At 58.2% G+C, this 25,827-nt stretch carries 28 protein-coding genes; 15 read left to right on the top strand and 13 right to left on the bottom strand.

Annotated elements, in window-relative coordinates; genetic code table 11:
* Nucleotides 1–397 precede the first annotated feature (397 nt).
* Together E1K68_RS10950 and E1K68_RS10945 are read left to right on the top strand one after the other, a co-directional pair.
* On the top strand, nt 398–724 hold the full coding sequence (locus E1K68_RS10950; RefSeq protein ID WP_003190491.1) for a hypothetical protein: 327 nt from the start codon (nt 398–400) through the stop codon (nt 722–724).
* Nucleotides 725–849: 125 nt separating this feature from the next.
* Nucleotides 850–2,721, top strand: coding sequence for a D-arabinono-1,4-lactone oxidase (locus tag E1K68_RS10945; protein WP_212614074.1), 1,872 nt, complete (start codon nt 850–852; stop codon nt 2,719–2,721).
* 137 nt (nt 2,722–2,858) lie between these two features.
* On the opposite strand, the gene E1K68_RS10940 is transcribed toward E1K68_RS10945, so the two are convergent.
* Together E1K68_RS10940 and E1K68_RS10935 are read right to left on the bottom strand one after the other, a co-directional pair.
* Entirely contained in the window at nt 2,859–3,008 is a 150-nt protein-coding gene (locus tag E1K68_RS10940) for a hypothetical protein (RefSeq protein WP_003190489.1), read from the bottom strand.
* Nucleotides 3,009–3,143: 135 nt separating this feature from the next.
* On the bottom strand, nt 3,144–3,587 hold the full coding sequence (locus E1K68_RS10935) for a YetF domain-containing protein (RefSeq protein WP_034134983.1): 444 nt from the start codon (nt 3,585–3,587) through the stop codon (nt 3,144–3,146).
* 235 nt (nt 3,588–3,822) lie between these two features.
* On the opposite strand from E1K68_RS10935, the gene E1K68_RS10930 reads away from it, so the two are divergent.
* Nucleotides 3,823–4,041 carry a hypothetical protein gene (locus E1K68_RS10930; protein ID WP_003190486.1) on the top strand — a complete coding sequence of 73 codons (219 nt, stop codon included), beginning with the start codon at nt 3,823–3,825 and terminating at the stop codon, nt 4,039–4,041.
* 3 nt (nt 4,042–4,044) lie between these two features.
* Here the strand turns inward: E1K68_RS10930 and E1K68_RS10925 are convergent, their stop codons facing one another.
* Entirely contained in the window at nt 4,045–4,884 is an 840-nt protein-coding gene (locus E1K68_RS10925) for a DNA/RNA non-specific endonuclease (protein ID WP_034134982.1), read from the bottom strand.
* A gap of 250 nt (nt 4,885–5,134) precedes the next feature.
* On the opposite strand from E1K68_RS10925, the gene E1K68_RS10920 reads away from it, so the two are divergent.
* The gene (locus tag E1K68_RS10920) at nt 5,135–5,590 is read left to right on the top strand and encodes a GNAT family N-acetyltransferase (RefSeq protein ID WP_003190483.1); all 456 of its coding nucleotides are present in this window, start codon (nt 5,135–5,137) and stop codon (nt 5,588–5,590) included.
* A gap of 90 nt (nt 5,591–5,680) precedes the next feature.
* Complete coding sequence (locus tag E1K68_RS10915) at nt 5,681–5,830, top strand: hypothetical protein (RefSeq protein ID WP_019821496.1); 150 nt, start codon at nt 5,681–5,683, stop codon at nt 5,828–5,830.
* A 27-nt stretch (nt 5,831–5,857) separates the two neighbouring features.
* Here E1K68_RS10915 and E1K68_RS10910 read toward each other — a convergent pair whose 3' ends face one another.
* Entirely contained in the window at nt 5,858–7,381 is a 1,524-nt protein-coding gene (locus E1K68_RS10910; protein ID WP_212614073.1) for a sensor domain-containing diguanylate cyclase, read from the bottom strand.
* A 415-nt stretch (nt 7,382–7,796) separates the two neighbouring features.
* Here E1K68_RS10910 and E1K68_RS10905 point away from each other — a divergent pair, with 415 nt between their 5' ends.
* The 4 genes from E1K68_RS10905 to E1K68_RS10890 all read left to right on the top strand — a co-directional run bounded on the left by E1K68_RS10905 (nt 7,797) and on the right by E1K68_RS10890 (nt 9,691).
* Complete coding sequence (locus E1K68_RS10905; protein ID WP_003190478.1) at nt 7,797–7,973, top strand: general stress protein; 177 nt, start codon at nt 7,797–7,799, stop codon at nt 7,971–7,973.
* A 327-nt stretch (nt 7,974–8,300) separates the two neighbouring features.
* Nucleotides 8,301–8,651, top strand: coding sequence for a general stress protein (locus E1K68_RS10900; RefSeq protein ID WP_014718036.1), 351 nt, complete (start codon nt 8,301–8,303; stop codon nt 8,649–8,651).
* Between the two features lie 53 nt (nt 8,652–8,704).
* A complete protein-coding gene (locus tag E1K68_RS10895) occupies nt 8,705–9,256 on the top strand; it encodes an ATP-dependent Clp protease proteolytic subunit (protein ID WP_003190476.1) in 552 nt (183 codons plus the stop codon).
* A 147-nt stretch (nt 9,257–9,403) separates the two neighbouring features.
* Complete coding sequence (locus E1K68_RS10890) at nt 9,404–9,691, top strand: hypothetical protein (RefSeq protein ID WP_169855222.1); 288 nt, start codon at nt 9,404–9,406, stop codon at nt 9,689–9,691.
* 54 nt (nt 9,692–9,745) lie between these two features.
* Here E1K68_RS10890 and E1K68_RS10885 read toward each other — a convergent pair whose 3' ends face one another.
* The gene (locus tag E1K68_RS10885; protein WP_003190473.1) at nt 9,746–10,015 is read right to left on the bottom strand and encodes a DUF6555 family protein; all 270 of its coding nucleotides are present in this window, start codon (nt 10,013–10,015) and stop codon (nt 9,746–9,748) included.
* A 780-nt stretch (nt 10,016–10,795) separates the two neighbouring features.
* Nucleotides 10,796–11,110, bottom strand: coding sequence for a hypothetical protein (locus E1K68_RS10880; RefSeq protein ID WP_032892341.1), 315 nt, complete (start codon nt 11,108–11,110; stop codon nt 10,796–10,798).
* Between the two features lie 409 nt (nt 11,111–11,519).
* Between E1K68_RS10880 and cyoA the strand changes: the two genes are divergently transcribed.
* The 5 genes from cyoA to cyoE are packed head-to-tail and all read left to right on the top strand — an operon-like array spanning nt 11,520 to nt 16,219.
* Complete coding sequence (cyoA, locus tag E1K68_RS10875; RefSeq protein ID WP_244858879.1) at nt 11,520–12,431, top strand: ubiquinol oxidase subunit II; 912 nt, start codon at nt 11,520–11,522, stop codon at nt 12,429–12,431.
* A 2-nt stretch (nt 12,432–12,433) separates the two neighbouring features.
* Nucleotides 12,434–14,407 carry a cytochrome o ubiquinol oxidase subunit I gene (cyoB, locus tag E1K68_RS10870; protein WP_003190468.1) on the top strand — a complete coding sequence of 658 codons (1,974 nt, stop codon included), beginning with the start codon at nt 12,434–12,436 and terminating at the stop codon, nt 14,405–14,407.
* A 3-nt stretch (nt 14,408–14,410) separates the two neighbouring features.
* Complete coding sequence (cyoC, locus tag E1K68_RS10865) at nt 14,411–15,025, top strand: cytochrome o ubiquinol oxidase subunit III (protein WP_020303216.1); 615 nt, start codon at nt 14,411–14,413, stop codon at nt 15,023–15,025.
* A 1-nt stretch (nt 15,026) separates the two neighbouring features.
* Nucleotides 15,027–15,365: a cytochrome o ubiquinol oxidase subunit IV gene (cyoD, locus tag E1K68_RS10860; RefSeq protein ID WP_212614071.1), complete on the top strand. Its 339-nt coding sequence runs from the start codon at nt 15,027–15,029 to the stop codon at nt 15,363–15,365.
* Nucleotides 15,366–15,379: 14 nt separating this feature from the next.
* On the top strand, nt 15,380–16,219 hold the full coding sequence (gene cyoE / locus E1K68_RS10855; RefSeq protein ID WP_244858795.1) for a heme o synthase: 840 nt from the start codon (nt 15,380–15,382) through the stop codon (nt 16,217–16,219).
* Between the two features lie 128 nt (nt 16,220–16,347).
* On the opposite strand, the gene E1K68_RS10850 is transcribed toward cyoE, so the two are convergent.
* The 3 genes from E1K68_RS10850 to E1K68_RS10840 all read right to left on the bottom strand — a co-directional run bounded on the left by E1K68_RS10850 (nt 16,348) and on the right by E1K68_RS10840 (nt 19,335).
* Nucleotides 16,348–17,943: a histidine kinase famiy protein gene (locus E1K68_RS10850; RefSeq protein ID WP_212614069.1), complete on the bottom strand. Its 1,596-nt coding sequence runs from the start codon at nt 17,941–17,943 to the stop codon at nt 16,348–16,350.
* A 111-nt stretch (nt 17,944–18,054) separates the two neighbouring features.
* Nucleotides 18,055–18,939 carry a manganese catalase family protein gene (locus E1K68_RS10845; RefSeq protein WP_044273273.1) on the bottom strand — a complete coding sequence of 295 codons (885 nt, stop codon included), beginning with the start codon at nt 18,937–18,939 and terminating at the stop codon, nt 18,055–18,057.
* A 165-nt stretch (nt 18,940–19,104) separates the two neighbouring features.
* Nucleotides 19,105–19,335 carry a hypothetical protein gene (locus E1K68_RS10840; RefSeq protein ID WP_212614068.1) on the bottom strand — a complete coding sequence of 77 codons (231 nt, stop codon included), beginning with the start codon at nt 19,333–19,335 and terminating at the stop codon, nt 19,105–19,107.
* Nucleotides 19,336–19,655: 320 nt separating this feature from the next.
* On the opposite strand from E1K68_RS10840, the gene E1K68_RS10835 reads away from it, so the two are divergent.
* Nucleotides 19,656–19,838: a general stress protein gene (locus tag E1K68_RS10835; protein WP_003190457.1), complete on the top strand. Its 183-nt coding sequence runs from the start codon at nt 19,656–19,658 to the stop codon at nt 19,836–19,838.
* A gap of 68 nt (nt 19,839–19,906) precedes the next feature.
* On the opposite strand, the gene E1K68_RS10830 is transcribed toward E1K68_RS10835, so the two are convergent.
* The 4 genes from E1K68_RS10830 to E1K68_RS10815 all read right to left on the bottom strand — a co-directional run bounded on the left by E1K68_RS10830 (nt 19,907) and on the right by E1K68_RS10815 (nt 25,025).
* Nucleotides 19,907–21,031, bottom strand: coding sequence for a fimbrial protein (locus E1K68_RS10830; RefSeq protein ID WP_032892348.1), 1,125 nt, complete (start codon nt 21,029–21,031; stop codon nt 19,907–19,909).
* Complete coding sequence (locus E1K68_RS10825; RefSeq protein ID WP_346344334.1) at nt 21,028–23,571, bottom strand: fimbria/pilus outer membrane usher protein; 2,544 nt, start codon at nt 23,569–23,571, stop codon at nt 21,028–21,030. Before E1K68_RS10825 ends, E1K68_RS10830 begins: the two co-directional genes overlap by 4 nt.
* Before the next feature lie 87 nt (nt 23,572–23,658).
* Nucleotides 23,659–24,405, bottom strand: a complete 747-nt coding sequence (locus E1K68_RS10820) for a fimbria/pilus periplasmic chaperone (protein ID WP_003190451.1) — start codon at nt 24,403–24,405, stop codon at nt 23,659–23,661.
* Nucleotides 24,406–24,476: 71 nt separating this feature from the next.
* Entirely contained in the window at nt 24,477–25,025 is a 549-nt protein-coding gene (locus E1K68_RS10815; protein ID WP_003190448.1) for a fimbrial protein, read from the bottom strand.
* Nucleotides 25,026–25,827 lie beyond the last annotated feature (802 nt).

Genomic DNA, 25,827 nt, shown 5'->3' with positions numbered 1-25,827 from the left:
CGAAACGACTGGTATTTCCGAAATGGAGCATATAGCCAAATAGTTTTCTGCCCCACTGGCGAGCAATCGGTACCGCGACTAACCTCCCCTCAGTATCAGAAAGGAATCACCCAGCAGCCACGGAGGCTACCCCCCGCTAAATATGATCCAACTGCCCACGTTATCGAACGTTATAAATGGATTATCCAAGCTACTCGTTGTTGTAGGTCAGTGCGCGAAAACAGGCTCACTCACTTGACAGTAATCAGTAAATAGGGAGCGAGGCGACCTATTTGATTTCTGCGTCTCCCATTGCCTCTAAGCAGTGCAATTCACGCCCTTAATAAACACGTCTTATCGCCACGCAAAAGGGCGCAGGCGTGCTCATATAAAATTATTGCTTCAGCAGGAGATAACCATGAGACAAGTTCAAAAAATCACCGTCAATAACAAAGGCGGTTACGTGTTTAACTTCAAGGTCCAATGGCTCAAGAGCGACGGCAAGTGGTACACGTCCCAATGGAGTAGCGGTGACTATCCGGTGGCGCAGTCTCGGACCACACCGAATCTGGAAACCATCGGCGTGCCTTCAGACGCGCTGGCCGTCACGGTGTATGGGCATGCACTGGCCGGGTCATCAGGCCAAGGCACGCCGTTTGTGGGGTTTGCCGCAAACGGCCAGATCGCGACCTACGATGCGGTAGGAACAACCCTCATCGGCTTTGCGATTAACTTGATCGAATAAATCAAGTTCTTTACCACGGGGTATCCGGCCCCCACTTTTCGTGACTTGCCGTTGGAAGTTGGCGCCGGCTTTCTTTTTTACTCTCAACTCACCTGACGTTAAACACCACGTAACAGGACACCAACATGAAACAAGTCGAACGCATTGGTTGCCTTAACAACGGCATTTTTGTCATGAACTTTTCGATTCAGTGGCTTGATTCGGCCGGCCAATGGCATACCTGCGATTGGAACAGTGGCAACTTCGAAAATGGTGTGTACAGGGTCAGTCCTTCACTTGCATTGCTCGGCATTCCCGCGGATGCAATTGGCGTCACGCCTTATGTGTCCGCCGTCGCAGGCATCCAAAATCAAGGAGAACCTTTAGTTCAGTCGGCCAATAACGGCAGGCTGGCCGCCTATGAAGTCACGGGAACGACCTTGAATTTCAAGGTTCAGCCGCTACCGTGGAAAAACTGGGCTCAGAACATCGTCGACACCCTGGAAATCGATGGTCAATACTACTTCTCCCCAACCCATCTGGCAGCGCTTCAAGACATCGTGCGCCAGGCCGGCGCGGCAGGCGCGACAGTACGCGTATCGGGCCAACGGCACGCGCAACCGGCCTTGGTTGCCGAAGACAATCGCATCGCCCCAGCCCCCGACCGCTGGCTCATCGACCTCGCCTGTTACGCAGACTTGGGCCCGAACGGGGATGAGTCTATTGTGCTGGGCACCGCCCCACATACGATCACCGTGAACACGGGTGTGCGCGAGGATGAGTTGGATGCCTTCCTGACCGCCCATGACCTGATGCTCAAGACCGCGACCGCCGGCGGCTTCTTCAGCCTGGGGGGCATGACCGCTGTCGATGTCCACGGCGCAACCATCCGCGCACCGATTTTTGCCGAAACCGCTTCGGCGTTCACCCTCATGGGGCCGGACGGCCAGGTGCGGGCCATTGACGCACAGACGCCAGCAGTCGACGGATGGTCGCCCTTGCAATTTGCACGCGTCTCCCTCGGTGCGTTGGGCGTTGTCACTTCAGTGACTCTGGATGTATTGCCCCGCCCATGGGCAACCACGTTGAATGCAGGCAAAGACACCAACGTTGTCTGCGCTGACGAGCCAACCTTCATCGCCCGGTTCAAGGCGCTGCTTACGGACCATGACCGCGTCGAATCCTTTCTCAATCCCTACACCGACAATTTCCTGATCTTGTGGTGGGATGTGGTTGCTTCCCCTGCGACCCAGGTTCCCAACCTGAAGACAAGCGTACCGAATGCCTGTGCCCTGGCGGGAGAGAATGTATTCGGAGCCCCCTACCTGATACCGTTTGAGCCCATCATCGAGCCGCCCCTCATCGCCGCCCAGTATGGCAATAACACGACAACGGCGAGTGCAATCATCGACGCTGGGTTCCTTACGATCGAAACGCTTTTTGATCAAGCCGCGGCGGTCTACTCAGACTTGTGGCTAACCAAGGCCTCACGCGTTATTTTCATGTCGTACTTTATCGAGCTCCCGGCTCTGGATGACGAAGGCCTCAGTAAAGCCTGGCAAGGACTCGACGCCGTAAAGGCACGGATCAAGAGTACCAGCGACTTCCTGGTGGTTGCCCCGCTGGAGTTCCGCTTCGTCCGTGGTGGGGACACAGCGTTGGCCGGGACGTACACGCAAACCCCAGACGCTACCTTCGTGAACCTGGATCTTATCGGTTACGTACCCGCTGTGGCGGCGTCTGACTACCCGGATCGCCTCCTGCACTTTTTTGCGGATATTGAACGAGACTGGGTTGCCCTGGGTGGCATGCCGCACACCGGCAAAATGTTCGGTTTTTACAACCCGGCTCAACCCTCGGGAACTTACTCTGAGCCGTTCAACCCGGAATTCCTGAAGGACCTTGCACAGCGCCGCAGCGAGAGAACTGCGGCCTTCAACGCCTTTCGCAAGGCCTGTGATCCAGCGGGTCGATTCCACAACCACTTTGTCGCGACGCTGCTGGGAGACATGCCGTAGCAGGGGTGTTGTGCGCTTGCCTGTGAATTCATCGACTCGGTTTGTCTGATGTACCGAGGTGTTTGCATCGCAGGCAAGCCAGCCCCCACATTCGGGCGATGAGTACCCTTGAGTTAAGCGTCGGCTGTTTGGACGGCTTATTTGCTCTCGTCCGCCTTGCCTTCCTGCATCTGCACTGACGACTGGGTGCCACTGTTGTTGTCTTTGGTGGCGTTATCGGCGTTGTCAAAACAGCCGTGTAGCATGAACGCGCTGCATAGACCCAGGCACATATAGAGTTTCTTCATGAGGGTTCACCTGTTGATGAGTGAGTGATGTACGCGTGACGAAAGTACGATTCGTCCGCCCATGATCTATCTGTCTGGAATAGAGGCGCTGGCGTTCAAAAAATAGCCCCTTGGCTGACGAATGGGGGCCGCGTGTTATTCAAACGGGATCACCGAGATCTTGCCGTTGCGCTCAAGAATCGCGAAGCGGATCTGCTTGAGCTCTACAAGCCCTTGGGTGGACCGGGCCGCCTCAAGGATGTCGCCCTCGTCCAGGCGCGCATGCTTGAGGCGTTTATGCAGCACCTGGCCTTGCTCGACCAGCACCGTCGGCCCGCCATCGAGCACCCGCGCGAACCAGGCTGAACGCTGCTTGACCAGCGAGAATCCGATATCGATGGCAATCAGGGTGGCGATGACCAGCACAGCATTGGTCATCGAGAAGTCTTCGCCCAGCAACGCCTGTTGGGTGGCCTCGCCGATGACCATCAACAGCACCAGGTCAAAGGTGGTGAGTTCAGCCAGCGTGCGCCTGCCGGCAACCTTGAACAGCACCAGCAGTACCAGGTAAATCGCCATAGCCCGCAGTACAGAGTCCATGGTTGACCCTCGCAACAGTGAATGGGAAACGACCGATTCATACGGATTAGGTGACCACCGCGCCGCTCAGGTTCATTCTTTCGACTCGCCCCGGCCACCATCTAAAAAGATGATGGTTCCAGCGCAACTGAAGCGTTGAAGTGATCGAAATTTCGGCAGAAACCCAATTGATATAGGGGCGCTTGAAGCGGGTCACACGTCTATATCGACCACGTTGAAGAAGGAAACCCCTGTCATGAACGACTCACAACGCGCCTGGGAATTGGCCATGGTGCTGATTGCCAATGGCCGGATCCCCTTTGACCCCGCCAACCCGAGCGGGTCGGTGAAGATCCTGTCCAAGCATTTGCAAGCACTGGAAGAAGCACTGCGTGAACAGGCCACAGACGTCGCCACGCATGAGCGCCTGGGCAAGAACAGCAGCCGCAGGCCCTCATTGGTGTGTGCCGACTAGGCGTCAGGCTTTGGTGCGGTTACAGCCGATCCGATTCGGCAACTGGCCCTGCCTGGTTTTCAGCGTGGCCTGCAGCGCTTGCGGCAAGGTGCTCCAGAACGTCAGCCCGGAGCGCTCTTCGATGTGATCCACGGTGACCTGGTAATCGCAGAAGTCTGCGCCCTTGGGGGTTTCCTGGTTCATCACGAATGAGGCGTACAGGCCCGTTTCCGGCGAACTGCCGACCACGATGATTTTCCAATAACCACTGGGGATGGTGTGCACTTTGTTCGTGCCCGGCAACGAGCCGACAAAATGCTCATACAGCGGCCCGGTGGCCACATACACCTGATCGACGCCTGGTTCCTTGCTGAGGTTGCGCTCCTGGTCTTCCAGGCGCGCCCACGGCCCCTGGTTGAGCTCGGCCTTTTGCGGGGTGATGTTCGACAAGTAGTTGAGCGTTTGCCAATCGGCCACCCCGGCCATCGAAGCCAGGTTGGCCTGATGCCCACGGTCGATTTTGAGCGCGACGTTGGCGCCGTTGTAATCCACCGGGTCCAGGGTTTCCCCGGCTGGAATATCCGGGTCGGTGCGCCAGTCACGGGAGCGCCCGCTGGCCGCCGTGGCCTTGGTGATCTTGTAGGACACCCAATTGGCAAACTTGGTCGAACCGTTGTTGTTCAACGTGTAGGCCTGGCGGTTCAACGTCACTGGGCTGCCGCCGGTGGGGCAGCCAACCGCGCAGTTATCGAACGGCAAGGCTGGCGCAGGGAGGACGGCGGACTGGCGTGTGGGCGTGGTACAGGCGGCAATCAACGGGATCAACGAAAACGCCAGGTACTTGAACGATGTGCTTCCTTGCATGGTGTTACTCCTTGGGATGTATCTGTTAAAAGACTGAATGGCCTCGGCCGATGCGCTTCCTGCGCAAGTCGAGATAACCATTGGAACACATAAACATTTCTAAACAACGACCGCAACCAGGCCAACAAACGTAACCCCTTCGCACCCTGTAACTGTGCTATAGCGGGCGATAGCATCGCCTCATCAATGCACAAGGGACTGTCATCAAGCACGTGGGGGCAAATGTTCAAACAGAGGATGCTCCACGACCATGGCTGAATACCTTCTTCCTCCCGCTGCCCCACACTGGCTGATCCGCCAAGCCACCCCCGACGATGTGCATGCATTGGTCGCACTGGATGCCTACGCAACCGAGCATGCCAGCCGTCGTGTGTTTATCTATGACGCCGTGGTTCGCCAGCAATGCTTGGTAGCCGCCGACGCTAACGTGTGCGCCGGCTACCTGGTGCTCACCCACGACTTTTTCAACCATGGGTTTATTGCGCTGGTGGTGGTTTCACCGCTGTACCAGCGCCAAGGCGTCGCCCTTCGTCTGCTGTCAGCGGCCGAAGCAGCCTGCAAGACGCCCAAGCTGTTCGCGTCGACCAATGCCTCCAACGGCGCGTCCCAGGCCCTGCTGACGAAAGCCGGCTTTATTCCCAGCGGGCAGATCGAGAATCTGGACGATAACGACCCTGAACGTGTGTACGTCAGGTTCATTCGCTGAGCTCCATAAGGTGCCTTCTGCGCGGGCGGGAACCTTTTCTCGAATGCACAATCTGTGGTTCACCCTTTTGAACCGATTGAGACCCTGCGCATGCTTGTGAAAAAAGCCGTCCTCTGCCTGGCACTGCTAAGTGCCGGCTTCATCGCAGGCTATGCGGCCAAACCCACCCCGCAGTTGCAAGTCACCGCTGGCCAACTGATGGAGTGCGGCGAACTCATGATCCCGACGCTTGGGATGTGAGCCGCGCATACCCAGGTAAAAGCCGTTTCAGCCGCTCGACGTCACGTGCGCAGGATGCACGTTGAACCCATTGCGCCCCGCCGCCTTCGCACCGTAAAGCGCTGCATCGGCCGCCTCGACCAAACCCAACACCGGCTCCAGCCGTGAGCCCATGCCCGTCGCAACGCCGATACTCACGCTCACGCGCCCGAAGGGGCTGCCTGGGTGTGTGATGTTCTCCTGCTGTAGGCGCGAAAGAATGCGTTGCGCGACCACCGCAGCGCCTGTGCTGTCAGTCGCGGGCAGGATGATCGCCATTTCTTCTCCGCCATAGCGCGCCACCAGGTCCGACGGGCGCCGCACGCACGTTTCCAATAACGTGCTGACTGCCTGCAAGCACGCATCTCCCGCGACGTGACCAAAGGCATCGTTAAAGCGTTTGAAATGGTCGATATCGAGCATCAGCAATGCCAGCGACGTACCTTCGCGCTGCGCCCGACGCGCTTCCACGGCCAGCGTTTCGTCAAAACAGCGGCGGTTGGCCAGGCCGGTCAGCGCGTCCTTTTTCGCTAATAGCGCCAATTGCCGATTGGAGTCGAGCAACTGTTGCTGGGCGACACGCAACGCCTCTTCCGCCGCCGTACGCCTGCGGATATCCAGGATCAGAAACCAGCCGATCAGTCCCGTCAGCCCCAGCAGCCCCGCCACCACGACCGCTGACAGCGCCGCCTCGATACGCCACGCCGCGAGGGCTTCGTGCTTGCCCAACGCGACGGTGGTGATCAGCGGCAGGGTTTCGCTTTTGCGAAAGGCATAGAGCCGCTCTACCCCGTCCAGGCTGGAGGTATAGGCCGCAGTGCCCACCGGTTGGTCGACCAAGTACTTGGAATAAATAGGCGAGGAGGAAAAGTTGCGGCCCATGTCCTGCTCGCGGAAGGGGTAGCGCACCAGCAACGTGCCGTCGGCGTAGGACAGGCCGATGGCACCCTCCTGGCCTACATCGAGTTTGCCGAATACCCGCAGAAAGTTTTCCACTCCCAGGGTCACAGCGACCACGCCAGCGAAGTTGCCGGCCGCGTCGTTGAAACGGCGGCTGATGGTCACCACCCATTCATGGTTGGCACGGCTCTGAATCGGCGGGCCAATAAAAGGTTCAGCGCTCGGATCGTCGCGATGGTGGATGAAATAGGCCCGATCACTGCTATTGGCGCCCTCCGGGATCGCGCGATTGGAAGACAGCAACCACCGGCCCTGATGATCATAAATGGTGATGCCGCTGAGCTGCGGCATCAGCGGCTGCTGGCGGTTGATCAGCGTACTGATTCGCTGGATTTGCACCGGGCCACTGCCTTCGGTTTCCAAACGCTCAACCAGCCCCAGCAACAACAACGAGCTCTGCCGCACGATGCCTTCGGTATAGGTGTTAAGGGCCTGGGTCAGGTTCAAGCCATGCACGTCCACTTCCGCTAGCGCGCGGTCACGGGAAGACAGGACTTTCCAAATCGTCAACGAAGTCAGGGAACAGCCGATCACCAACAGCAATAGCATCACAAGACGGGTATCACGCTTCACGTCAGCACCTTAAGGAAGTCCGGTTTCCATCCAGCCATCATTCGAACGTCGGTACTCACAGGGCAACCGGTTCCAGAGTGCCAGCATACAAGCAGTCTGTGCAGGCTGCAGCAACAGAGTGTGCGGCTGAGCGCCGGCCAGAGGAGCCAGCGCCTTTAATGACCACTATCAAACAGGGTATGGAATGCTAAACCAACCGTAAGGTCGCCATTAATTCAATATCAATCGACGCAGAAAAACTTAGACGAAGCGGCACTTCCTGAGCCTACTTGTACAAGTTTCATCTGCCACTCTACCGTTCATCGCCCTTTTTAAAAAATTTCAAAACATCTGCGCACTTGCCCCTATCAGAAAAGATGTCCGTTGCATAAACGGGTAACTAGCGAAACGACATTTCAAAACTGGGAGTATTGTTATGACGACGAGCAATAAAAACCCTGGAAACTTTGCCAATGATCGCGAAAAAGCATCACAGGCGGGAAAGAAAGGTGGGCAGGCCTCTGGCGGCAACTTCGCCAACGACCGCGAGAAAGCCTCGGAAGCCGGGCGTAAAGGCGGCCAGAACAGTCATGGAGGTGGACGTAAGTCCTGACCACACAGGCACTACCGCTGTTCCGTTCGTTAACAAAGGGCATTCATTATGCGTGCGTCCATTGATAATCAGCGCGGCGAGCCAGCTCGCAGGCCGATTGTAGAAGTGCAAACTAAAGCAAGGACTGGCCTGCGTTCTAATACATCTGCGTGTTACGAACATCAGCAACTTGTTGAACTTGCCGAAGCAACGATAAGTGCATCTAAAACGCCACCCTTGTGTGAGAGGCACTTGTAACCGTGCAGCTTAACGCATGCCCTGAGTGCAAGTTTCCAGCACAATCGAAGTGAACGTTACATTCCCGACATAACGACGAGGTAACTGAACATGACTACTCAAGACAAGCAAGGCCAAATGAGCGTCAGCGAAGCCGGTAAAAAAGGCGGCGAAGCCACTTCTGCGTCCCATGACAAAGAGTTCTACCAGGAGATCGGCAGCAAAGGTGGCCAAAACAGTGGCGGGAACTTCAAGAACGATCCCGAACGCGCCGCTGAAGCCGGCAGCAAAGGCGGCCAGAACAGCGGCGGCAATTTCAAGAATGACCCCGAACGCGCCGCCGAAGCGGGCAGCAAAGGTGGCCAGAACAGTGGCGGCAATTTCGCCAACGACCGCGAAAAAGCTTCCGAAGCCGGGCGTAAAGGTGGCGAACACAGCCACGGCGGCGGGCGCAAAAGCTGATGTGCTTGATGCAGGGGAGCAATGCTCCCCTGCTTTCATTGATGAGGGACACCATGCCTTTACACATTATCAACTTCACCGCACCGGTCACCGCTTCTACGTGCAGCCAACTGATTGAAAAAGCCTCGTTGGCCGTACAACAAGATGCCCAGGGCCTGGTACTGAATATCGCCACCATGGGTGGTGAATGCAGCTACGGCTTTACGATGTACAACTTTTTATTGTCCCTGCCGATCCCGGTGCATACCCATAACCTAGGCACCGTGGAATCCATGGGCAATATCATCTTCCTGGCCGGTGAGCGCAGGACCGCCTGCAAACACAGCAAATTCCTGTTCCACCCCTTTCATTGGCATGTGCAAGGCGCGGTTGACCACTCGCGCATGTCTGAATACGCGATGAGCCTCGACTATGACTTGCAGTTGTACGCACGCATCGTCGCCGAGCGCACCGCCGATGCCGTCGAAAAACTGGAGACCGAAAAATACCTGATCGCCGCGCCACGCATTCTCGACCCGCAACAAGCGCTCACCGCCGGCTTGATCCATGGGATCGAACTTCCCGTGGTCAAGGCGGAATTCGTGAGCAGCTTCATTCATTCCTAGGGCTTATCAGGCAAAAACTGCACAACACGAAAAGTACGCAGCAGAACGGCAAAAACCTGACCCCACGAACCGAGCGGGCGCACGCGCCCGCAACTACCTAACTATCACCACAAAATACTGGCAATAGAACATCAACTAAGCGCTTGTTTGAATTCTTCCTTTTTAGCAGTTGAAAACGTCCACTTCTTAATTGAGAGTGGCCGTTTCATTCAGGGAGGAATCGATGTGACGCATCTACAAGCGAACCGAGGTTGCCTGCACTGCAAACAGCCTTATGAATCAACGCTGGATGACCCGGACTACCTGATGTCGCCAGCGTCAGACATGCTGTGCCCGGCGTGCAGGCAACAGTATGCAGCCGACATCATGAAAGAGGCGCTGCAACGCAGCGTGCAAAAATTGTGCATATTGCAGGAGCGACGCAAAAAACAGTAAACACTTGCCTCGTTCCTGCCGCCCCCTAATGCACATCATCCATTAAAAACCCATTCATTCGGGGGGCGGTGGTACATAGGGTTTTGCAATAAACGGGATACTCCCAGACGGACGCCATCTTACATTCTCAAGACCGTAGCGCTCGGCCAGCGGTTTGCTGATGCGTTTGATCTTTTCATTACGCGACCTGGGAATAATGCCAATGCCTGCATCGCAACAGGCCCAATGCCAAGCTTCTGCGTTATTCATCACCTCCGCTCTTATAATGAAAGACTTAGGCTCGTGGTGGTATTCGTATTCGATGACATATAAAGAATTTTTCATAACCTCTCCTTCTGATTTTTTGTTATTTGCTCAGAACGAAGGTTCAGAATTTTTAATGTTTGAATGACGACGATCACACACTTGCCGTCGCACTACCGTTCGTCGGCCTCGCATTAAAAAAAATAAAACCGCTCATGCGTCTTTTGTTTCTTAGTAGTGAGTCTGTTCACTCCAGGCTCTTGGTAAAAAACTCCTGTCTTGCCCGCACTCCGTGCGGGCTTTTTTATTTGCGGCGGCGCTACACCCTGTGGCGAGGGAGCTTGCTCCCGTGACGTAGCGACCGACGGTAACCACGATGCGAAGCGAGCCGCTCGTGATCTTGCTCTTGATCTGCTTGTGATCTTGATCTTAAGCGCCCCGTTAAACCACGCTGGCCGAACGCAGGCTTGAATTAGTGGGTAACCCGGCAGGACGCCGGGTTAGCCGCCCCGCGCCATGGATGGCGCGTGGCGGCGGCCCACGGATTCAAGCCTGTGTTCGGGCATACCGAGCGTGAGCGAGGTGCCGAGTGGTGGGGCAAGAGCCCTTTGGTTACTTTGGGGCTTTTCCAAAGTGACCCGCCGTCAGGGCGGCCCCCTAAGTGGCCGTAACCACAGCAATGGATATGTACACAAACCAACTGTGTTGACTGTTAGGCCGCCATCGCAGGCAAGCCAGCTCCCACATTAAATTGCGGGCGTCAGTTAGTTAGGCGTCGGCTGTAAGGCCGCCTTCGCGAGCAAGCCCGCTCACAGTTGCAGCGCGGGGCCTCAGGTAGGTCTCGACCGTCGACCGCACCCTTCAATCGTCGTCGTGCAAGTGCGCATCAGCACAGGGCAGTCGGCCGGACTCACCACCGGCAATCCGTTCCGCCTGATCAATGCCGCGCTTGAGCGCGTCCCGCACCGTCCATTCGGCACCCGGCAATTGCCTGGTACGTTCAACCACGCATTGCCCCGTCGCGGTGTAGACGCACAGCAGCACTTCAATATCGCCATCTTCCCGCTCCCGGGCCCTGACTTCGATATGGCAGCCGTTTTCAACCTCCTGGGTAAAGCACTCTTCGTCGAGCGCCTTGGCGGCCCAGGCTTCATAGGTTTTGCCACGGATAAACATAGCTCTTCTCCAAAACCATTAGTGGGGTTGGCCATCAACTAACGACTGAACTTCTTAACCAGAATTCAGACTTTTTCCAAGGCCACCTCCATCATGCACCGATAAAAACCCTTTACCGCTTCGCCTGTTAAACCGTTCGTCAGGCGAGGAAACAAATTGTTAAACCAACCCACTGGGCTCTATTCAAAATGTTCGGGAGCGCGGCGAAATGCGCCCTGCAGAGCGGCAGCAAAAGCCAATAGAACCGGACAGTAGAAGCACTTTATCTACTGACGGCAGCTTATTGCCGAATGTTTATCACCTGATGGTTCCTGGTGTTAATAAGCGCTTCGCTTAGTTAACACTTGAGCACAGATTCGGCACAGCAAAACGCAAGTTTCCAACACAGGAGCAAGGCATGAAACGAGCGATGGGTTATTGCCTGGTCACTATTACCAGCCTCTTCTTACTCACCAGTTGCAACCTGGTGGTATTCAACCCCAAGGGGCAAGTAGCAACCGATGAGCGCGACCTGATTATTCTCGCTACGGGCCTGATGCTGCTGGTGGTCGTTCCGGTGATTGTGATGATGTTTGTCTTCGCCTACCGCTACCGCGCCACCAATAAAAAAGCGCGTTACTCCCCCCGCTGGGCCAGTTCGCACAAAATCGAAGCGGTGGTATGGGGCGTTCCCCTGCTGATCATCATCGTCCTGGGGTGGGTGACGTGGGAGACCACCCACGCACTCGACCCCTATCGCCCGCTGGAGTCAGACACCCCGCCGATCAATGTGCAGGTGGTGGCCACCGACTGGAAATGGCTGTTTATCTACCCTGACCTGGGCATCGCCAGCGTCAACGAACTGGCCCTGCCGGTACACACGCCGGTGAGTTTCACCGTCACCTCCGACGCGGCCATGACCTCGTTCTTTATTCCCGCACTCGGCGGGCAGATCTACGCCATGGCTGGCATGCAGACCAAGTTGCACCTGATCGCCAACGAGACCGGTGAGTTCAGAGGGATCGCCGCCAACTACAACGGCCCCGGTTTTTCCGACATGCATTTCACCACGCTGTCGCTGAGCGCTGCCGACTTCCAAAGCTGGGTGACAAAGGTCAAGGGCGCGGCCACACCTCTGGATCACGGCGTCTATACCCAGTTGGCCAAGCCCACCCTCAGGCACCCCGTGACCTATTACTCGTCGGTACAGGAGCGCCTGTTCCTGGACATCGTCGATAAATACGAAGGCATGAACAAGGCCAATAAACCCCAGCGCTCGCCATTGAGCGACGCTGCACAACGCACCGATCAACACCCAAGTCTGCTGGCTGAGGAGCGGTAACCATGTTCGGAAAACTGTCGTGGGACGCGATCCCAACCACTGAACCCATTGTGATGTACACCCTGGCCGTCGTCGGCCTGATCGGGGTGGCGCTGGTGGGCGCGATCACCTGGAAACGCAAGTGGGGCTATTTGTGGCGCGAGTGGTTCACCTCGGTAGACCACAAGAAGATCGGTTGCATGTACATCATCGTCGCGCTGGTGATGCTGCTGCGCGGGTTCTCCGATGCGATCATGATGCGCACCCAGCAAGCCATGGCCGCCAGCGGCGGGCCGGGTTACCTGCCGCCGGAACATTACGACCAGATCTTCACCGCCCACGGCGTGATCATGATCTTCTTCATGGCCATGCCCTTCGTCGTCGGCTTGATGAACATCGTCGTGCCGTTGCAAATCGGCGCTCGGGATGTGGCCTATCCGTTTCTCAACGCCCTGAGTTTCTGGCTGTTCGTGGTGGGTGCGGCGCTGGTGAACATTTCGCTGGGGGTCGGTGAGTTCGCGCGCACCGGCTGGGTCGCGTATCCGCCGTTATCCGAGCTGGGCTACAGCCCCGGCGTCGGCGTGGATTACTACATCTGGTCATTGCAGATATCCGGCATCGGCACGCTGCTCACGGGGGTGAATTTCTTCGTCACCATCCTGAAGATGCGCACCGAAGGCATGACGCTGTTCAAGATGCCGGTGTTCACCTGGAATGCGCTGTGCACGTCGGTGCTGATCCTGGCGGCATTCCCGATCCTCACCGCCACCCTGTTGATGCTGACCCTGGACCGTTACCTGGGCATGCATTTCTTCACCAACGAGGCCGGCGGCAACCCGATGATGTACGTGAACCTCATCTGGGCCTGGGGGCATCCGGAGGTGTACATCTTGATCCTGCCGGCGTTCGGGGTGTTTTCCGAAATCGCAGCCACCTTCAGCAGCAAGCGGTTGTTCGGCTACGTGTCGCTGGTGTGGGCGACCATCGCGATCACCGTGTTGTCGTTCATCGTGTGGCTGCATCACTTTTTCACCATGGGCGCAGGGGGCAACGTCAATGCGTTCTTCGGCATCATGACCATGATCATCGCGGTGCCGACCGGGGTGAAAATCTTCACCTGGTTGTTCACCATGTACCGCGGCCGCGTGCGCTTCGAAACGCCCATGCTGTGGACCCTGGGCTTTATCGTGACCTTCAGCATCGGCGGCATGACCGGGGTGCTGCTGGCGGTGCCCGGGGCCGATTTCCTGCTGCACAACAGCCTGTTCCTGATCGCGCACTTTCACAACGTGATCATCGGCGGCGCGGTGTTCGGCTATATGGCCGGCCTGACGTATTGGTTCCCCAAGGCGTTCGGTTTCCGCTTGAACGACAAGCTGGGCCGCATCGCCTTCTGGTGCTGGCTGGTGGGCTTTTATTTCGCGTTCATGCCCTCCTACGTGCTGGGTTTCATGGGCATGACGCGCCGCCTCAATCATTTCGACAACCCCGAATGGCGGCCCTGGCTGCTGCTGGAGTTGGTGGGGGTGGCAATCATCCTCTGCGGCGTGGCGGCGCAAGCCTTGCAATTGTTTGTCAGCATCCGCAACCGTCATCAATACCGCGACCTCACCGGCGACCCGTGGGACGGGCGCACCCTGGAATGGGCCACCGCGTCCCCGCCGCCGCTGTACAACTTCGCCGAGCAGCCCAAGGTCAATGACCTGGACGCGTACTGGGGCATGAAGGAGCGCGGCGTCAGCACCCTCAGCCACACCGACTATCGCAGCATCCACATGCCGCGCAATACCGCGTCGGGCCTGGTGATCAGCCTGTTTGCGCTGGTCTGCAGCTTTGCGTTGGTGTGGCACATCTGGTGGATGGCGGCGTTCGGCCTGGTGGCCTCGGTGGTGGCGTTCGTGGTGCGCAGCTACGACGAAGACACCGATTACTTCGTGCCCGCGCAGGAAGTCGCGCGCATCGAAACGGCACGTCTCAAAGACCTGGCAGAGGCTTGACCCATGTCCAATATCGTTATGGAAAAAGACATCGCCCATACCCACGAACAAGGGCATGAAGACGCCGGTTCCCTGAGCCTGTTCGGGTTCTGGATCTACCTGATGACCGACTGCATCCTGTTTGCGACCTTGTTCGCCGGCTACGCCGTATTGCGCGACAGCGTGGCGGGCGGGCCGTCGAGCATGGATATTTTCGAACTGCCCTATGTGCTCGCCGAAACCATGCTGCTGCTGTTGAGCAGTATCACCTACGGCTACGCCATGCTCGCCATGAACCACGGCAAGCAACGCGATGTGCTGCGCTGGCTGGGGCTCACGTTCGTGTTGGGCGCGGGCTTCATCGCCATGGAGATCAACGAATTCCACCACTTGATCGCAGAAGGCTACGGGCCGGACCGCAGTGCCTTCCTGACGGCCTTCTTCACCCTCGTCGGCACCCACGGCGCGCACGTGTTGACTGGGCTGATCTGGATGGCGGTGCTGATGGTCCAGGTCAAGCAACGCGGCCTGACCAGCACCAACGCCACCCGGCTCAGTTGCCTGAGCCTGTTCTGGCACTTTTTGGACGTGGTATGGATCTGCGTCTTTACCGTGGTCTATCTGTTGGGGGTGGTGTGACATGTACAAGCAAAGCTCGCTTCACAGCAGTGCCGGTACGAGCCATGGCAGCAGCCGCTCCTACCTGGTCGGGTTCCTGGTGTCGGTCCTGCTCACCCTGATCCCGTTCGGCCTGGTGATGTTCCCGTCACTGCCGCGCACCTTCACCGCCTGGCTGGTGGTGGCGTTGGGCGCGATACAAATCGTGGTCCACCTCAAGTTCTTCCTGCACCTGGACACGGCCGAAGAACAACGCTGGAACCTGATTGCGCTGATTTTCTCGGCGGTCATCATTGTTCTGTTGGTGGGGCTTTCGTTATGGATCATGGACAGTATTCATCACAACATGCTGGCGCACTGAAACACTGGCGGGGGTTGTTCAATACCGCTATCGAGCTCACCAAGCCGGGCATTATTGTCGGCAACCTGGCCTCGGTGCTGGGCGGTTACCTGCTCGCCGCCAGCGGGCATGTGGCCTCGGTGACGCACGGGCTTGCCACCCTGCTCGGCACGGCCCTGGTGATCGGGTGCGGTTGTGTCATCAACAACTGCATTGACCGCGACATCGACCGGCGCATGGTGCGCACCTGTCATCGGCCATTGGCACTGCGCACCATCAGAGTGTCCACTGCCGCAGCCTATGCGATCGTCCTGGGCGCCTGCGGTTTTGGCTTGTTGTGGGCCGGCAGCAATGCGCTGGCGTGCATGCTGGCGACGGTCGGTCTAGTGATCTATGCGGGGGTCTACACCTACTGGCTCAAGCGGCGTTCCCACTGGGCCACCTTGATTGGCAGCCTCTCTGGGGCGATGCCGCCGGTGATCGGCTATTGCGCGGTCACCGGGCGGTTTGACCTCACGGCGTTGCTGCTGATCGTGGTGTTCTGTTGTTGGCAGATGCCGCATTCACACGCGATCACCGTGATGCGCCGCGAGGATTTCCGCGCCGCAGGCCTGCCGCTGTTGAGCCTGGCCCAAGCCCACCGGCAGATACTGACGTACATGCTGGCCTTCCTCGCAAGCGCTCTGATGCTGGGCGCGGTGGCGCAGATGGCGGCGTTGTATTTTGTGGTGATGCTCGGGCTTGGGGGGTATTGGCTCAACCTGGCGGCCAACAGCACACGACTGACTGACCCGACCGCCTGGGCGCGCAGGATATTCGGGTTTTCGATAGTGCTGGTGCTGGCGCTTAACCTGGCGTTGGCAGTACTGAGGTAGCTCTGCGGGCAGCGCCCTCCCCCTGTAGGAGCGCGCTTGCTCGCGAAAAACGTCAACGATAACGCGGGTTGCCTGCATAAACGCGGCGCCTGTGAGTTTTTCGCGAGCAAGCTCGCTCCTACAGAAGGTCATATCGTCGTCGGCTGTCTGGCATCAAGCACCGCACGGATTTTGCGGGGCAAGTCAGCAGGCTGATACGGCTTGGGAATCAACTCGAACTCATGCACCTCTATGTCCGCGCGGGCCAACGCGTCTTTCGCATAGCCGGTGGTCAGCAAGATCCTGATGTGCGGGTACAAGCGCGACACCTCCCGCGCCAGTGCCGCGCCATTCATTGCGCCGGGCATGATCAAGTCACTGAACACCAGGTCATACGTCGCCTGCTTGAGCATGCCCAAGGCCTCGGCGGCATTGTGGGCGATGGCCGTGTGGTAACCGTAGTCAGAGAGAATCACCTGCGCCAACTCGGCCACCTCGGGCCGGTCCTCTACAATCAGGATTCGCTCGTTACCTTGGGGTGAGGTCGCCTCAGGTGCCTGCTCGACCCACAGCTGGCTGTCATCGGCCGGAAAGTACAAGCGTATCGTCGTACCGATGCCCGGGTCTGAATGAATCCGCGCTGTGCCGCCCGATTGCTTGACGAAGCCGTACACCATCGACAACCCCAGGCCCGAGCCCTGGCCTTCTTCCTTGGTGGTGAAGAACGGCTGCATGACTTTGTCCTGAATACCTGCGTCGATGCCGTTGCCGTTATCCGAGACCGAAATGCTCACGTAACAGCCCTCGGTCAACCCATCCCGCTCGGCACCGACATCGCCCGGTACCTGGACGTTGCAGGTCTGGACGGTTACCGCTGGGTCAGCACGCCCGCGCAAAGCATCCTGGGCATTGGATAACAAGTGCTGCACTGCCAGCTCCGCCTGGACAGGGTCGATGCGGCAGTTCCACAGATCTTCGGCAAGTTCTACATGCAACTCGACGCCCCGCAGCGCACGGGCCATGAAGTCCGGGCGGCCGAGCAAGCTGTTCAAGTTGATCACCCGGCTGTCGAGCCGTTGCTTGCGCGAAAACGCCAGCAACTGCTGGGTCAGCGTTTGCGCTTTTTCCGCCGCCGCCCTGGCACGGCTGGCACTGTTGACGATGCGCTGCGGATCGCTGCCGGGGCGCTTGGCGCTCTGCTGGATCAAGTCGAGATAACCCATCATCACTTGCAGCAGGTTATTGAAGTCATGAGCGATGCCACCGGTCAGTTGCCCCAGCGCTTCCAGGTCTTGTGCGCGACGCACGCGCTGCTCAGCGTCGTGGCGCCGGCTCACGTCCAGCTGCGAGGCGAAAAAATACACCAGTTGCCCACGTTCGTTGAACAACGGCGAAATGAACAGCTCGTTCCAGAAGGTCGAGCCGTCCTTGCGGTAATTGAGCACCTCGACACAGGCCTCATGGTGCCGCTCAACTGCGCGTTGCACCTGGTGCAGCGCGTTTTTGTCGGTTTGGGGCCCCTGCAGGAACCGGCAATTGCGGCCAATCACTTCGTCCAGTTCAAAGCCTGTCAGGGTCAGGAACGCCTGGTTGGCAAAGATGATCGGGTTATCCGGCTCGGCGGGGTCGGTCACGATCATTGCGCTGTGGCTGGCTTGCATGGCCGCAAAGAACAGGTCTTTGCGGCTGGCAGACAGCATCGCCAATTCCATACCCTCGACCACAGGCTTCTTCTTTGTCGCCAAGGTTCACCTCCAGATACGTGGTATGTGTTCCATGGACCGTGAAAATGCTGCGCAGTGCCATCAAAGGGCGCGGCGCCCGTGATTGGGCGCCGCGCGACCGTACAGCCTGGGTCATGGCTCAGGTTTTGGCTGCAGCCCCCTGCCCAGGTCAGCGCCGGTGGTGGGGTCGCTGGTGGGGTCCGAGAGCGTGCGGATCTTCATCGCGCTCAGCACCGCTTCCTCGTCGGCGTCCAACTGCACGCTGGCGGTGCCGTCACCGCCATCGACCGCCGGTTGTGGATTTTCCACGAACTCCCAACCATCACCCTGGTTCCAGGGCCCGCGCAGGTTTTCCGCACCTTGGGACATGTTGAAGTACACCTGGGTGAACTCCGGCTTGCCCGGCAACTTGCCTTGGGGGAAATTCGGTTGAATGGCATGCAGCGCTTTTTCGAAGGATATCTGGTGAGCGATTTCCCGCGTCATCAAAAACCCCAGCGCATCTTTTACTCCCGGGTCATCGGTGACGTTCATCAGCCGCTCATAGACGATTTTGGCCCGGGCTTCGGCGGCGATGTTCGAACGCATGTCTGCGGTGGGTTCACCGATGGTGTCAATGTAGGCGGCAGTCCACGGCACACCGGCAGAGTTGGTCAGCGGCGAGCCCGCCCCGTACAGCAGGCTGGTGATGTGCGAGTCATTGCCGGCGCCATTGAGGGCACGATACAACTCGCCCTCCTCTTCCACGCCTTCGGCCATCCGCCCCTTGGCGCCCTTGTTGAGCATGACGATGATGGAGCCGACGATCTCCAGATGGCTGAGTTCTTCGGTGGCGATGTCCATCAGCAAATCTTTGCGCCCCGGGTCGTCTTCCGCCAAGGCTTGGGTGAAGTAACGGGACGCGGCGGCCAACTCACCTTGAGCGCCGCCAAACTGTTCGAGCAAAAGGTTAGCCAGGCCCGGGTTGGGCTCGGCGACACGCACGGTGTATTGAAGTCGCTTGTTATGTAGAAACATGAACAAATCTCCTCAGGCTTACGGAAAAAGGCGCCCTGCTGGAATGCGCGCCTACCTTGCATGGGAAGTGGCCTGCGCGTGGAAAATTTCAAAATAAACCGACGCCTCACGACCAGCGGTAATGCGCTGCAGGCCAAGCGAAACGGCACTTGTAGCGCAGTTCTCTCAATCGGCGCCGTGGTTTTCCGACTCGGGCACGGCGTCGATGCCGGGCGTACCGCTGGCGGGTTTGATGCTGGCGTCAGCGGGTGTCGCGGCGCTGTCGGGATGGTCCCAATCGGTGGTCGCGTTGGGGTCTTCGTCGCGCCCGGCAGTGCCAATCACGCAACCGTCTTCATTGGGTGCGTCTGGTTGCTCAAGCGGCCGGTACTGTGGGTTGGATGGGTTGTGCTTCATGGCTGAAATGCTCCCGTTCACAGGTTAGGAACCTCGTTGGAACGACGCCTTTTTTTGGAGTGCGACGAAAAAGACGAATGGCAGGACCCTAAACTAAGCCGGCAGTTTCGATCTTATTAATACCGAAGCGCTGACCGGCAATAAAAGTTATACGAAGCGGCGCATCAACCAAGTTCCTGTATAACTTTTTCAGCGAAATCACCGTTCGTCGCCGGTTAGAAAAATCGGTAAAACATTTCCCAAACAGCCAATATCGGAATAAGTGTCCGTTGCGAAACGGCCAACTAACGAAACGCTAACTTAGCGATTGGAGAACTATCATGACTACAGGTAATAAAAACCCGGGCAACTTTGCCAATGATCGCGAAAAAGCCTCCGAAGCCGGTAAAAAAGGCGGCCAGGCGTCGGGCGGCAACTTCGCCAACGACCGTGAAAAAGCCTCGGAAGCCGGCCGTAAAGGTGGGCAGCACAGCCATGGCGGCGGTCGGAAGTCGGGTTCTTGAGTAACGGTGGGAGGGGCAGCCTGGCTGCCCCTTCAAACCAAACGCACAGAACATAAGTGACATATTCATCACTGATAAATAATCGTAAACGTCGCCGACGCATTGGCCGGGCCTGGCGTGACTCGGTTGGCGGTTTGCAGATAACGGGCACGCAAGCGGATGTTGTAGCTGGACTCGAAGGACAGTGGGTTAATACCGCTGGCCCGATTCATCCCCAGGGGTACCGGGGTACTGTCTAGTGTCGCTACTTGGATGCCGACTCCGCTTGCGGCAGGCGAATTACCTGTGCCTGTGGGATCAATGCTCAGCACGCCCGTACTGGCATTGATCGCCGGGCGCGAGGAGTCGATGCGAAATTGCAGGGTGTTACCCGCTAGGGTTCCGCCGGAGCCAACGCCGGTGGGTGAATTACCACTTTGCGAAAGCCAGCCAGGTCCGGTGGTGGAATAGGTGCCATGGAACGCCGGGCAATCATTCAAGTTGATGGAAAAATCTGTCCACCCTGTGGCGCTGTTAAGCCCGGTGAACTTATTGGTCAAGTGCGTCCCCATCGGCACTGAAACATCCGGCGTACTGCATGTGCGCGAGACAATCTGGATACTGCCGGAGATGCCCATCCTGAAACCCTGCATCCTGGCATCGCCGAAGTTGCCAAACAGGCTCACGACCGGCAATGAGCTGCCCGCCAATACACCTGGCGTTACTTCCCCTAGTTTGATCAGTATCAATTCGAAGTTCGAAGGTCCATCAAACGGAATCAGGCAGCGAGAGCCCGATGTGCAGGCAGTCCAGGATTTGTTGGTTTGCCTGGGCAGCACGCCGCCGAGACTATTGATAACCACCCCCAGCCCTGGAATTCGGGTTCTGTAGACCTTGTTGGCATAGGGGCCGCTGGACCAATTGGCTAAGCCAGAAGTCGCCTCGACCGTCAACTCGGTCCACTGTTGAAACGGAGCAAACCGGCAGTCCAGCTCGGGTGCCTGGCCCAAGGCCATGCTGAAGCGCTGTCGATAGACTTCGGCGCCCACCGGCACATCACGTCCGACGGTAATCGCCGAGACCTGCAATGGCATGTTGCCCACTGCGGCCTGGATACCGTTGTTATATGTACAGGTCACTGCCATTGCCGTATCGGCCATCGCCCAAAGTGCCGCCAGCGCTAGGCTGGGTTTGATCAAAGCGCCCATGTTCATAACGGTACCTTTTGCATGTTGTTGGGCGGCGTGCTGCCCGCGACCTGTTTGCCGGCGGCGCAAATAGCGTCCACCTGCTGCAATTGCTGGCCCTCGCCGGGGCCGGGAGGAATCATCAGGGCACACTGTTGATGGGTCTTGCTGCCCCAGTTGATCAACAACTGGCGGGTTTCTGGCTTGATCCGGGCATAGAGCAGACCGCCCTGCCCGACCATCCCCACCGAGGCGCCTTCGCCGTCGGTCACGCCTGCGCCAAATGGCAAGCTGCTGCCATCGTCCAGGCGCACATTGAGCAGCACCGCACGGCCCTGATTAGTGGTGTATTTAAGATGCACCACGGCACCGGCGCGTGGGGCGACTTGTTGGCTGGTCTCGTTGAGTTCGACATCCAGCGAACTGCCAATCGGGTCGATGGCCACCTCGTTCAGCTCATAAGGCCGTAGGTACGGCACCACGGCATTGCCGCGACTGTCGAGCGTGAGGCCGGGGTATCCCGAAACCTTGGCGCCCGCGGCACCCGGCGCACTGACCACCGCCATGGTTTCGCCGCGGTACGGCGTCATGGTCACACCCTCGGCGTGGGCCACCACGGTGCCGCTGGCGCCCATCGAGGCGCTGGTATAGCCATCGCCACGCCCCAGTGCCGCACTGAGCATGGCTCGCCCACCCGTGTACTGACCGTTAAGCGCGGCGCTCTTGCTGTGGTTGGCGCCGTCATGGCCGAAATTGGCGCTATAGCCATATTGACGGTCTTGGCCGGCGGTGCCGCTGATACCGGCCTGCTCACTGTAATTGCCTTGGGTATCGCGGCCCACCTGCGCGGTTATTTGCGGAGTGTTACCCGACGCGCCGAAATCCAGGGGCATGCTCATGGTCAGCAAAAAGCTGTTCTCCATGTCGCCCAGCCCCATGCGGCTGCGGTTGGCATTCACACTGAAGCTGACGCGGTTGAACTGCTTGCTGTAGCTGAACTGGTACTGCACATCACTGCCCGGCTGATTCCAGTAGTTTTGCGCGTAACCGCTGATAGAGACTTGCCCCCAAGCCCCAAGGTTCTGGTCGGCGGTCACCGAAAAACGACTGCGCGGGCGACCGAACATGCTCGAATCCCAGCCATTTTTCTCGGCATCCAGCAGTTGGATGGCGTTGCTGAAATCCAGGTAGTCCTGAGTGGAAAACCGATAGGCCGCCAGCGAGAAGTTACTGCCGGTACTGAGCACATTCTTGCTGTACGACACCCGCATGCTCTGGCCCTTGGCAGCGCCGCCGGCCAGGTCGGTCTGGGCGTGCGTGATGTCCACGGCCATCGCACCGATGGGTGTGCCGAACGCCAGGCCGGTGAGCACCGCCGTGTAGTCATCGCTCGATTGCAGGCCGGCAAAACCGGTGAAGGTATTGTTCAAGCCGTACTGCACAGTCCCTTGCAGCAGGCGCGCCTGATCGTCGACGAAGTTGTTGCGGGTTTCACCCGCGGTGAGGCTGAACCGCGAGGTGCCGGGGCGTAGCAACTGGCTGACCGAGGCGTAGGGCACGATAAAGTTCTGCTCAGTGCCGTCGGCTTCGGCCACGCTCACGCTGAGGTCGCCACCATAGCCGGTGGAGTACAGGTCATCGATCACAAACGCGCCGGGCGCCACGGTGGTTTCCAGCAAGATATTGCCGGTTTGGCGAATGGTTACCCGCGCATTGGTGCGGGCAATACCCCGGATGACCGGCGCATACCCGCGCATCGAATCAGGCAGCATGCGGTCGTCAGTGGACAATTGCACGCCACGGTAGGACAAGGTGTCGAAGATCTCGCCGGTGGTGTTGGACTCACCCACCGTCAGTTGGCTTTTCAACGCGGTGATATCACGCTGAGCGTATGTGTCCAGAGCCTGATACCGGCTGCCCAAACGTGACTGCCAGCTCATGGACGCGTTGTGGCGCAGGCGCCAGTCCCCCAGATTCAGGCCCGCGTTGAGGCCCATGAACGCCGAATCGGAGTTGCCACTGCGGGTGCGGTTACGATTGGCGTTGAAGTTGTAGCTGAGCATGGCGGCCGTCACGCCACGGTCCCACAACTGCGGGCTGACGTAACCCCGCGCATTACGCTTGAGCGCCACCTGGGGAATGCTCAGGTCCAGCGCCTGGTTCTCTGGGGAGAAGTTCGCGGTAGCGCCAGGGATTACCTGCCACACTGCCGGGCACGCCTGACTGTCGAGCAGCGTGCTGGCCTCGGGCGTAAGGCTGGCCATTTGCACACCCTGGCGCTCAAGCAAGCCACGGTTCATACACACCACCGGCTTGCTGCCGTCGGCCTGGGCGTCAATGCGAATATCCTGCCGGTTGTTCAGTTGCCCGTTGAGGATGATGTCGGCTCGGTATTGACCGGGCATCACCGGGTTGCCGGCCTGGTAGGCACTCAGGTCAAGATTGCGCGAGTCTTCGGGCAGGAAGGCGTCATTGAACTGCACTTCTTGCGCCAACGCGCCTTGCATGCTCCACACGCCTGGAGCAATGGCCAATGCCTTGAGGATCAGGGCAGTGAGCGGATTCAAGGCGAAGCGAGGCCGCGCCCGCAGAAAAAGCCTGGAGCAAGAAAAGGTCGACATAGATGACTCGCGGGTAAAAACGTCAGGAATGGATCAGGGCTGCAGCGTGTTGCGGGTCGGGACCAACGCGCCGTAATCGTTGATGGCGCTGAACTCCACTTGTGCCTGGCTCGACGGCCTGGCCTTGAGCGTGGGCAGCGCGAACTGCCGGGTTTCCCCAGGGCCGACCATGCCGTCCTCACTGCGATAGCGTTGGTTACCCGCCACTAGGTCCAACTCGATCAGCGAGACGTGGAACGCCGACGGGTTGTACGCCTTCAGCGCCAGGCCTTGGCCATCGCGTGCCGTAACCAATTGCCACTGCACCTGCTCAACCGCCTCATTGGGATTTCCAGGCAAGCCGACCGGGCGATAGAACAGCTTGATGCGCGAACGGAAAGCCATTTGCAGCGTGTTGAGGTCTGCACCCGCCTCGGGTTTGGGCGGGATTTCGAGAACGTTGAGCCAGAACACCGACTCTTTGTCCTGCGCCAAAGGCGCGCCGGTAAAGAGCACTCGCAAGCTTTGGCCCTTGGTCGGGTCAATGCGCGCCACCGGGGGCGACAATAGGAACGGCGCCTTGGAGCTGGTGGGTGTCGATTCGACGCTGCCGGTGTCGATCCATGATTGGACCAGTGCGGGCAACGTGCCGTTATTGTTCAGTTTTACGGTGATTTCTTTCTGGTCCGCCGGATAGACCAGGCGCGTACCGGTAATCACCACTGCAGCGAATGCATGGGAACACATCAGTGTGGCCAGGCCGATCAGCAGCAGTGGTTTGAATGCACGTGTGCACGACATAGAGCAATCCCTTTACCGTCTGGATGCACGCCCTTCAATACCGAGCAGGGCGTGTGTCCAAAGCCTGCGACTTACTGATAATTGATGGAGTAAGTCACGGAGCCCACAACGGTGCCCGGCGTGGTAGCCGACTGGGCGTAGTACTGAACGGCGTACGGCAGCACAGCGGTCAGGGCAGTTGGGTCAACAGTTACGCGGCTGGTGGAGGTAACCTGAGACGTGTTGCCGGCCTTGATCGCGTTGCCATTGGTGGCATCCACCAACTGCAGTTGGACCTTGGTGGCTGAACCGCTGATGTTCTTCACATTACCGCTGGCCGGATCCACGCCACCGCCCGACTCAAAGAACGCCGCCGCGGTTTTGATCGCAGCAGAGCACTTGCTCAGTTCGATGTTGAAACCGGTCTGGCCAGCTACTTGCCCGGCGGAAGCCAAGGAAGCGGTGGAGATGGTTGGCAAGGTGACGGTGGTCGCGCCGGAAGCTGCTGCACCATTGACGGCCACTTGGCAGGTTTCGGCTTTCAGCTCACCGTTGAAATCAATTTTGCCGTCCGAAGCCATGGCAGCAGAAGAGACGGTGGCAGCGACCAGTACAGCGAGGGCGCGAGCTTTGTAATTCATGAGTAACTCCGAGAACGCGATAGGCTTGATTAAGTTGTGAAGTTCCCTGGACGGGAAATACTTCTGCGTTGTTGCGAAATGAAGTGTAAGCAGCGCACTTAATTTTCAAAATAGGAGTGCTCTGAAAAACAAATAACCCGGGCAAATCACCTTATAAACAGGCGATTAAAATCAACAAACAAAGTCACCCACCATAGTGGGCTGGCTTTAATAAGCCAACAGACAAAGCGTCTATAGGAGTGGTCCTAAAAGCGCGCCTGAACGGTATATTTAAATCCAGCTTATATAATGAGTCATCGTTATCCTGATCATCAGATGTTGACTGACCCACCGTTATCGCAGCCTAAGCATCTACACAACTTCGAGGTTAGGCTGGACCCGTGGCGGCCTGACATCCGACGCTTATCTACCTGGCGCGCCGCAGTCCAAATGTGGGAGCTGGCTTGCCTGCGAAGGCGGCCTGACAGTCAACACAGTTGGATTGGGTACATATCCGTTCCTGCGGTAACGGCCACCTAGGGTTCCGCCCTGACGGCGGCTCCCTTTTGAACAGCGCAAAAGCAAGCAAAACGCTCTTGCCCCACCACTCGGCACCTCGCTTAGGCTCGGTGTGCCCGTAATCCGCCAGTGATTTGGGGGCCGCCTGAACGGCTCGCTTCGCATCGTGGTTACCATTGAGCGCTACAGAGTTGTATAGATACCCATCGCTATCGCAGGCAAGCTCTAATGCCGTTCAGTTAAGGCATTTTGTAGGAGCGAGCTTGCTCGCGAAAAACTCACAGGCGCCGCGTTCATTCAGGAA

The organism is Pseudomonas sp. B2021 (assembly GCF_018135665.1).
In the GTDB taxonomy this organism is placed as follows: Bacteria; Pseudomonadota; Gammaproteobacteria; order Pseudomonadales; family Pseudomonadaceae; genus Aquipseudomonas; species Aquipseudomonas lactis.
Note: the sequence above shows the minus strand (reverse complement) of the source record. Positions and strands in the feature narration are given on the sequence as shown.

Excerpts from the sequence above, each read along its gene's own strand:
- E1K68_RS10950 (WP_003190491.1), top strand. The coding sequence starts at position 398 with ATGAGACAAGTTCAAAAAATCACCGTCAATAACAAAGGCGGTTACGTG.
- E1K68_RS10945 (WP_212614074.1), top strand. The coding sequence starts at position 850 with ATGAAACAAGTCGAACGCATTGGTTGCCTTAACAACGGCATTTTTGTC.
- E1K68_RS10940 (WP_003190489.1), bottom strand. The coding sequence starts at position 3,008 with ATGAAGAAACTCTATATGTGCCTGGGTCTATGCAGCGCGTTCATGCTA.
- E1K68_RS10935 (WP_034134983.1), bottom strand. The coding sequence starts at position 3,587 with ATGGACTCTGTACTGCGGGCTATGGCGATTTACCTGGTACTGCTGGTG.
- E1K68_RS10930 (WP_003190486.1), top strand. The coding sequence starts at position 3,823 with ATGAACGACTCACAACGCGCCTGGGAATTGGCCATGGTGCTGATTGCC.
- E1K68_RS10925 (WP_034134982.1), bottom strand. The coding sequence starts at position 4,884 with ATGCAAGGAAGCACATCGTTCAAGTACCTGGCGTTTTCGTTGATCCCG.
- E1K68_RS10920 (WP_003190483.1), top strand. The coding sequence starts at position 5,135 with ATGGCTGAATACCTTCTTCCTCCCGCTGCCCCACACTGGCTGATCCGC.
- E1K68_RS10915 (WP_019821496.1), top strand. The coding sequence starts at position 5,681 with ATGCTTGTGAAAAAAGCCGTCCTCTGCCTGGCACTGCTAAGTGCCGGC.
- E1K68_RS10905 (WP_003190478.1), top strand. The coding sequence starts at position 7,797 with ATGACGACGAGCAATAAAAACCCTGGAAACTTTGCCAATGATCGCGAA.
- E1K68_RS10900 (WP_014718036.1), top strand. The coding sequence starts at position 8,301 with ATGACTACTCAAGACAAGCAAGGCCAAATGAGCGTCAGCGAAGCCGGT.
- E1K68_RS10895 (WP_003190476.1), top strand. The coding sequence starts at position 8,705 with ATGCCTTTACACATTATCAACTTCACCGCACCGGTCACCGCTTCTACG.
- E1K68_RS10885 (WP_003190473.1), bottom strand. The coding sequence starts at position 10,015 with ATGAAAAATTCTTTATATGTCATCGAATACGAATACCACCACGAGCCT.
- E1K68_RS10880 (WP_032892341.1), bottom strand. The coding sequence starts at position 11,110 with ATGTTTATCCGTGGCAAAACCTATGAAGCCTGGGCCGCCAAGGCGCTC.
- cyoA (WP_244858879.1), top strand. The coding sequence starts at position 11,520 with ATGGGTTATTGCCTGGTCACTATTACCAGCCTCTTCTTACTCACCAGT.
- cyoB (WP_003190468.1), top strand. The coding sequence starts at position 12,434 with ATGTTCGGAAAACTGTCGTGGGACGCGATCCCAACCACTGAACCCATT.
- cyoC (WP_020303216.1), top strand. The coding sequence starts at position 14,411 with ATGTCCAATATCGTTATGGAAAAAGACATCGCCCATACCCACGAACAA.
- cyoD (WP_212614071.1), top strand. The coding sequence starts at position 15,027 with ATGTACAAGCAAAGCTCGCTTCACAGCAGTGCCGGTACGAGCCATGGC.
- E1K68_RS10845 (WP_044273273.1), bottom strand. The coding sequence starts at position 18,939 with ATGTTTCTACATAACAAGCGACTTCAATACACCGTGCGTGTCGCCGAG.
- E1K68_RS10840 (WP_212614068.1), bottom strand. The coding sequence starts at position 19,335 with ATGAAGCACAACCCATCCAACCCACAGTACCGGCCGCTTGAGCAACCA.
- E1K68_RS10835 (WP_003190457.1), top strand. The coding sequence starts at position 19,656 with ATGACTACAGGTAATAAAAACCCGGGCAACTTTGCCAATGATCGCGAA.
- E1K68_RS10830 (WP_032892348.1), bottom strand. The coding sequence starts at position 21,031 with ATGAACATGGGCGCTTTGATCAAACCCAGCCTAGCGCTGGCGGCACTT.
- E1K68_RS10820 (WP_003190451.1), bottom strand. The coding sequence starts at position 24,405 with ATGTCGTGCACACGTGCATTCAAACCACTGCTGCTGATCGGCCTGGCC.
- E1K68_RS10815 (WP_003190448.1), bottom strand. The coding sequence starts at position 25,025 with ATGAATTACAAAGCTCGCGCCCTCGCTGTACTGGTCGCTGCCACCGTC.